This is a genomic window from Lentilactobacillus dabitei (assembly GCF_019061365.1).
Taxonomy (GTDB): domain Bacteria; phylum Bacillota; class Bacilli; order Lactobacillales; family Lactobacillaceae; genus Lentilactobacillus; species Lentilactobacillus dabitei.
This window is the reverse complement of record NZ_JAHPPD010000115.1, coordinates 1-6812: the sequence shown is the minus strand read 5'-3', so window position 1 is coordinate 6812 and position 6812 is coordinate 1. Positions and strand designations below refer to the sequence as shown.

Sequence of the window (6812 nt, the reverse complement as noted above, 5' to 3'; positions counted from 1 at the left end):
CACATAGGGCATTTCCTTCTTTCTGAAAAATCTTCGTGGTGGTTGACTTGGATGAACGGACAGGAAATGTCCGTTTTTTTATTCTAACGAGAAACAAAAAATCTGTCATCAGTAATAGATAAAATCTATTACCAACAACAGATATTGTAGAACCACTTTTTTTGCTTAAATAGCAGGGATCAGCCGTTTGTCGCAAGTTTTACCTGAGTGGCTATGGCGATCCAAGTGAATGATCACCGATTGGAAATCAGGAGATGTCGTTGTCTCTTTTTATTTTCTACAATTAAAGTCATCAATTATCATCCGCCCATTATCAGAATAATTAATGTGTTCAAACACCTTGTCATATAAGCGATTTTAAGTTAAAGTATAGTAAGACGTGAAACAGATTGTTTCACACACTGGGAGAAATAATAAATGAACAACGATCAATTTTTAAAGGCTCTTTTGGATAAAGGTATCGAAGTTACTGACAAGCAGATGAGTCAGTTCGATGCCTATTTTAAGCTGTTGGTGGAAGTTAATGAGCATGTTAACCTCACGACAATTACAGAAAGATCAGCCGTTTATTTAAAACATTTCTATGATTCGATAACGCCTGCTTTTTTTGTTTCACAGATTCAAACAGACCCTTTGACGATTTGTGACGTTGGGGCAGGAGCGGGATTTCCTTCAATTCCACTTAAAATCTTATTTCCCCAACTTAAAGTGACGATTGTTGACTCCTTGAATAAGCGCATTAATTTTCTCAAAACATTGATTGAAACCCTTGGGCTCGATGGTGTTGAGTTCTACCATGCGCGCGCTGAGGAATTTGGTGGTAAAAAGTCGCCTCACCGTCAGAGCTTTGACATTGTGACTGCCCGGGCGGTTGCTCGGATGACAGTGTTGAGTGAATTGTGCTTACCGTTAGTCAAAAAAGGCGGCAAATTAATCGCTATGAAGGCTGCCAAAGCTGAGGATGAGTTAACCGATGCCAAGGCCGCTATCCAACTTTTGGGCGGTCAAGTCAGCGATGATTACGAGTTCACATTGCCAATTTCTGATGAACTCAGGCACATTATTGTGATTAATAAGATTAACGATACCCCTAAAAAATATCCACGAAAGCCAGGAACTCCCAACCGGGAGCCACTGACAAAATAAACGATAAGGAGGGATGACTAATGGCGTATGTGATTTCACTTGCCAACCAAAAAGGCGGTGTCGGTAAGACCACGACTGCTGTGAATTTAGGTGCTGGCATGGCTTCGTTGGGCAAAAAAATTTTGCTGGTTGATGCTGATGCGCAGGGAAATGCCACCAGCGGCGTTGGGATTTCAAAGGCAGACATCAAAAAAGATATTTATGACGTGTTAGTTAATGAAGAACCAATGAAGGAAACAATCACCCATACTTCTCACGAAGGCTTGGATATCGTGCCGGCCACGATTCAATTGTCCGGAGCTGAAATCGAATTAACACCACAAATGGCCCGGGAAACCCGGTTAAAGGCCGCACTGGATGCCGTTAAAGATCAATATGATTTTGTGTTGATCGATTGCCCACCATCACTTGGGCTGATCACGGTCAATGCGTTTACGGCCAGCGATTCAATTCTAATTCCAGTCCAAAGCGAGTATTATGCGCTAGAGGGGCTCAGTCAGTTGTTAAATACAATTGACCTTGTTCGCAAGCACTTTAATCCTAACCTAAAAATCGAAGGCGTTCTCCTAACAATGTTTGATGCCCGAACCAATTTGGGTGAGCAGGTTAATGCGGAAGTCCGGAAGTATTTCAAGGATGAAGTCTACGACACAGTCATTCCCCGAAACGTTCGTCTGTCCGAGGCACCAAGTTATGGTTTGCCAATTATGGATTACGATCCCAAATCAAAGGGTGCAGAAAAATATATGAGCTTGGCGAAAGAGGTGCTGGCAAATCATGGTTAATAAGAAGAAACCCACTGGGCTGGGAAAGGGAATTGAGGCCCTTTTCCAGGATAATAATGTTGATACCAGCAAGGAAGATGTCATTGACATAAAAGTCAGTGAAATCAAGCCTAATCCATACCAACCACGGCATCGATTTGATGAGAAGGCTCTTCAGGATTTAGCTGTTTCCATCAAGAATTCCGGGGTGTTCCAACCAATCATTGTCCGTCAACCCAATCCAGAAGTTGATACTTATGAATTATTGACTGGTGAACGACGACTGCGGGCTTCCAAGATTGCTAAGCAAGCCACGATCCCGGCAATTGTTCGGGACGCGACTGAAGAACAAATGATGGAAATTGCTGTAATGGAAAACTTGCAGCGAGAGGATTTAACCACCCTTGAAGAAGCCGAAGCGTATAATATGTTAATGACTAGACTTGATCTGACTCAGGCGCAAGTGGCATCAAGATTAGGTAAGAGCCGACCCTACATTGCCAACTATCTGCGAATTCTGGGATTACCCTCAGAAGTGAAGGATCTCTTAGAAGATAACAAACTGTCAATGGGCCAAGCCCGGACGTTGTTGTCGGTTAATAACAAGCAGGATTTGATTAAGTTGGCCGAAAAATCGGTCGCTGAATCTATGACGGTTCGCCAATTAGAACAGGCAGCTGCCAAGATTAACGGCAAAAAGGGTGCCAAGCAGAAGAAGGCCCCTCGCAAGTCACCGTTTGTCAGGGCATCCGAAGGTCAACTTCAAGAAAAGTTTGGGACTCAAGTTTCGATCGTCAATTCATCCCGGAAAAAGGGAAAGGGTAAGATTGAGATTGAATATGGGTCAGTCGATGATTTGAACCGGTTACTTGAGATGTTTGGCGTGAATTTGGACTAGTTTTTAAAATAGGAAGAGGTTGTTAGGATGTATGACCTTCACGATATTGTTGAAATGAAAAAGCCTCATCCATGTGGCACCAATCGCTGGGAGATCATTCGGATGGGCGCCGATATTAAAATTCAGTGCACTGGTTGTGGGCACATTGTGATGATGCCCCGCCGTGAATTTGATCACAAATTAAAGAAACTACTTGAAAAAGCTGAAAAATAAACTGAAAGAAGAGTTGTTAAGTTATGTCACTAACTGCAGGAATCGTTGGATTACCGAACGTCGGCAAGTCGACACTTTTTAATGCGATTACCAAGGCCGGAGCGGAAATGGCCAACTATCCATTTGCGACGATTGATCCTAATGTGGGGATGGTTGAAGTCCCCGACAAACGGTTGGATCGGATTCAAGAATTAATTCCAGCAAAAAAGGTGGTACCAACCACGTTTGAATTTACCGATATCGCTGGGATTGTTAAGGGTGCCAGCAAGGGTGAAGGACTTGGAAATAAGTTCCTGGAAAATATCCGCCAAGTTGATGCCATTGTGCACGTTGTCCGGGCTTTTGATGATGACAATATCACCACTGTCACGGGAAAAGTGGACCCAATCGATGATATCGAAACCATCAATTTGGAGCTGGGCATTTCTGATCTTGACGCCGTTAATAAGCGTTTGGGCAAAGTTCAACGGGCTGCCAAGGGTGCTGACAAAGAAGCCAAGGCCGAACTCGCTGTGCTTGAAAAGATCAAGCCAGTCCTTGAAGACGGCGGCTCTGTTCGGTCAATTGATTTTGACGAAGACGAACAAAAGATTGTGAAAGGGTTGTTCTTGTTAACTAGCAAGCCAGTTCTGTACGTTGCCAATATTGCCGAAGATGACATGGCTGACCCGGAGAACTCAAAGTATTTTGGCGAGATCAAAGACTTTGCTGACAAGGAAGGGGCCCAAGCCATTGCAGTGGCTGCGGAACCAGAGGAAGAAATTGCTGAGTTGGACGATGCCGAAAAGAAAGAATTTTTGGAGGCAGAGGGGGTAAAGGAGCCAGGGTTAAACCGGCTTATTCGCGCCTCATACCGACTTTTAGGCCTGGAAACATTCTTCACTGCAGGTGGCAAAGAAACTCGTGCCTGGACGTTTAAGAAGGGTACAAAGGCCCCTCAAGCAGCTGGGATCATCCATTCTGATTTTGAACGGGGCTTTATCAGAGCAGAAATTATGGCTTTTGAAGACTTGGATAAGTATGAAACCCCAGCAGCTGTCAAAGATGCCGGTAAGCTGCGTCTTGAAGGCAAAGATTATGTGATGCAGGATGGGGATATTGTTGAATTTAGGTTCAATGTTTAGAGTGCGACGAGCAACGGGTGATGCGGTTTCTAAGGCAAGCTTGGTTTGAATCCCGGTTTTGGATTTGAACCAAGTTTGCCTTAGAAGTTAGCATCAGTTGTGTCGGAGCACGTTTCTACTAGGTAGTCTGAAAACTTGCAGAATATTTCTTATTTTTATCATCTGTAACATAATTTTAAACAGAATATAGGACAGCTGTGCAAAGCAACAATCGGAGTGTAAGCACCTCCCTCGAAAATTCCAAACCCGGGAATTTCCAAGTGAGGAGACTTACACTCCGATTGATAACCGCTTTGCGCCGCTCACTAAACAAGGAGCGAAACAAGTGAGTAGTAATAACGATGAAACAAAACAAAATATGAGCGCTCGTGAAAAAAATGCGCACGTTCATCAAGATCGGGATCGGTCTGCCAAAATTCTCCATTCCCAATTTGATAACATTGGGTTAACCAAACGTAATTCTGACTATATGTACAAGTTTAATCAGGCCCTTGCCGGCACAAAGTTGACGGCTGCCCAAAAGACTGAAACGATCAATAAGATGGTTCAGGAATTACTTGAGGGTCAAAAATCAGGCAGGACTGCCCGAAATATGTGGGGAACCGTTGAAGAACGGATTCAATTTATTGTGAACCCGCCTAAGCGTAAGCCTGATCCAAAGCGGGATTATTGGCCAAATGCGGGCTACAACGCATTACTATTCTTCATGATCTTTACATTCATGTACGGCATTATTAGTTTTTTCCCCGCAAAAAATGGTCCTCAACCCGTCATGGGAATCACTGGAATCATTCTGAGTGCAGCGATTGCTGGTGTTGGAATTCCACTAGTAACGATGATGTTTACACCCGGAGTTAAGCACAAGTACTCTATCTGGATCCGAATTGTGATTATGATTCTGTTCGTTGTTGTTTGGATGGGAATCTTTACTGGCGCTGCAATGCTGCCAGCTGTGATTAATCCGGCTCTTAACCGCTATGTTTATATCGCCCTTGGCTTGCTAAGTGCCGGTGGCTCTTGGTGGTACAAGCGAAACTTCAATATTACAGGTGGTTTGTTCTAAAGTTTTACACCCCAAAAATTGCTCAAAACCTGCTTGGTAGACAGTCATACCAGCAGGTTTTGTTTGATCTCAGCAAAACACGAACGTTAAGATTCTGGTAGTTCGAATTGATTGCAGAAATCGTAAATTAATTCCGATAAAGTCCTTTAACTATTTGAAAAGTTCGTGTATAATCGATAACAACTTTTAAGAACCCGTTGCTTCGTAATTGGATTAATTCATGAGACAACGATGAGATTTTAGTAAAGATCATTGCTTGTTTTGAATGAACATGATATGTTACTAAGCAACCTAAAAAATAAAGGAGCGAGATAGATGGTTAGTTGGGATAGTAAGTTCGGTAAAAAAGGCTTGACGTTTGATGATGTGCTGTTGATTCCTGCAGCGAGTGATGTATTACCAAATGATGTGGATCTATCAGTACAATTGGCTGACAATTTGAAGTTGAATGTTCCTTTCATCAGTGCCGGAATGGACACTGTTACCGAATCAAAGATGGCGATTGCTTTGGCAAAGCTCGGTGGCCTTGGCGTTGTTCACAAGAATCTCAGTATCGAAGCACAGGCTGGTGAAGTTGCAAAGGTTAAGGCAGTCAAAAAGACCGCCGATACACCTAAAGCCGCTGTCGACAAGAACGGTGCATTGTTGGTTGCTGCTGCTGTGGGGGTTTCCGCCGATACATTTGATCGCGCTTCAGCCTTGCTCAAAGCGGGTGCCGATGCAATTGTGATTGATACCGCCCATGGTCATTCAGCTGGTGTTTTAAGAAAGATTGCTGAAATTCGTGATCACTATCCCGATACAACCTTAATCGCAGGTAACGTCGCAACTGCTGCTGGTACAGAAGCTTTATACCAAGCCGGTGTTGATGTTGTCAAAGTTGGAATTGGTCCTGGCTCAATTTGTACGACTCGAGTTGTTGCCGGTGTTGGAGTTCCCCAGATAACTGCCGTTTATGACGCTGCTTCAGTTGCTCGAAAATGGGGTAAGCCAATCATTGCCGATGGTGGGATTCAATATTCTGGTGATATTGTCAAAGCACTGGCCGCTGGTGGTACTGCCGTTATGCTTGGTAGCATGTTAGCTGGTACCGAAGAAGCTCCCGGCGATGTTTACGAAGAAAATGGCAAAAAATACAAATCATACCGTGGTATGGGGAGTGTGGCTGCTATGGAACAACAACATGGTTCAGCTGACCGTTACTTCCAAGGCGGTGTGAGCGAAGCCAACAAGTTGGTTCCTGAGGGTATTGAAGGTGAAGTTGAGTACAAAGGCAGCATCAACGACATCGTCTTCCAAATGGTCGGCGGCCTTCGTTCAGGAATGGGGTACACGGGTTCCGCAACCGTTAAAGATCTCAACGACAACGCTCAGTTTGTTGAAATTTCCAATGCAGGATTACGCGAATCACATCCACATGATATTACGATTACTAAGAAAGCACCTAATTACGAACCTGAAAATTAATTGTAAAAGACTGGGAAATAGGCGTTTAGATCCCAGAATTTATCAAAAAAATGCGGTCATTCCCGGTTTTGAAGTGAACCCCAATAGTTGGAGATAATATTTAATAATTTTTAGGCACATAACTGGTCGTTGTGAAT

General features: G+C 43.6%; 7 protein-coding genes. All 7 read left to right on the top strand.

Annotation, left to right across the window (positions count from 1 at the left end):
• Nucleotides 1-417 precede the first annotated feature (417 nt).
• The 7 genes from rsmG to guaB all read left to right on the top strand — a co-directional run bounded on the left by rsmG (nt 418) and on the right by guaB (nt 6675).
• Nucleotides 418-1146: a 16S rRNA (guanine(527)-N(7))-methyltransferase RsmG gene (gene rsmG / locus KTE19_RS12440; RefSeq protein ID WP_217164995.1), complete on the top strand. Its 729-nt coding sequence runs from the start codon at nt 418-420 to the stop codon at nt 1144-1146.
• Nucleotides 1147-1166: 20 nt separating this feature from the next.
• Nucleotides 1167-1931 (top strand): ParA family protein, encoded by a 765-nt coding sequence (locus KTE19_RS12435; RefSeq protein WP_217164993.1) that lies wholly within the window; start codon nt 1167-1169, stop codon nt 1929-1931.
• Nucleotides 1924-2808, top strand: coding sequence for a ParB/RepB/Spo0J family partition protein (locus KTE19_RS12430; protein ID WP_217342406.1), 885 nt, complete (start codon nt 1924-1926; stop codon nt 2806-2808). The genes KTE19_RS12435 and KTE19_RS12430 overlap by 8 nt, the downstream gene beginning before the upstream one ends.
• Before the next feature lie 27 nt (nt 2809-2835).
• Nucleotides 2836-3021, top strand: a complete 186-nt coding sequence (locus tag KTE19_RS12425) for a DUF951 domain-containing protein (RefSeq protein WP_054746844.1) — start codon at nt 2836-2838, stop codon at nt 3019-3021.
• Between the two features lie 23 nt (nt 3022-3044).
• Nucleotides 3045-4145 (top strand): redox-regulated ATPase YchF, encoded by a 1101-nt coding sequence (gene ychF, locus KTE19_RS12420; protein WP_217164989.1) that lies wholly within the window; start codon nt 3045-3047, stop codon nt 4143-4145.
• A 358-nt stretch (nt 4146-4503) separates the two neighbouring features.
• Entirely contained in the window at nt 4504-5208 is a 705-nt protein-coding gene (locus KTE19_RS12415) for a DUF1129 family protein (protein ID WP_217165004.1), read from the top strand.
• Between the two features lie 315 nt (nt 5209-5523).
• Nucleotides 5524-6675, top strand: a complete 1152-nt coding sequence (gene guaB, locus KTE19_RS12410) for an IMP dehydrogenase (RefSeq protein ID WP_056983319.1) — start codon at nt 5524-5526, stop codon at nt 6673-6675.
• Nucleotides 6676-6812: the final 137 nt, after the last annotated feature.

Excerpts from the sequence above, each read along its gene's own strand:
- ychF (WP_217164989.1), top strand. The coding sequence starts at position 3,045 with ATGTCACTAACTGCAGGAATCGTTGGATTACCGAACGTCGGCAAGTCG.
- KTE19_RS12415 (WP_217165004.1), top strand. The coding sequence starts at position 4,504 with ATGAGCGCTCGTGAAAAAAATGCGCACGTTCATCAAGATCGGGATCGG.
- KTE19_RS12430 (WP_217342406.1), top strand. The coding sequence starts at position 1,924 with ATGGTTAATAAGAAGAAACCCACTGGGCTGGGAAAGGGAATTGAGGCC.
- rsmG (WP_217164995.1), top strand. The coding sequence starts at position 418 with ATGAACAACGATCAATTTTTAAAGGCTCTTTTGGATAAAGGTATCGAA.
- KTE19_RS12425 (WP_054746844.1), top strand. The coding sequence starts at position 2,836 with ATGTATGACCTTCACGATATTGTTGAAATGAAAAAGCCTCATCCATGT.
- guaB (WP_056983319.1), top strand. The coding sequence starts at position 5,524 with ATGGTTAGTTGGGATAGTAAGTTCGGTAAAAAAGGCTTGACGTTTGAT.
- KTE19_RS12435 (WP_217164993.1), top strand. The coding sequence starts at position 1,167 with ATGGCGTATGTGATTTCACTTGCCAACCAAAAAGGCGGTGTCGGTAAG.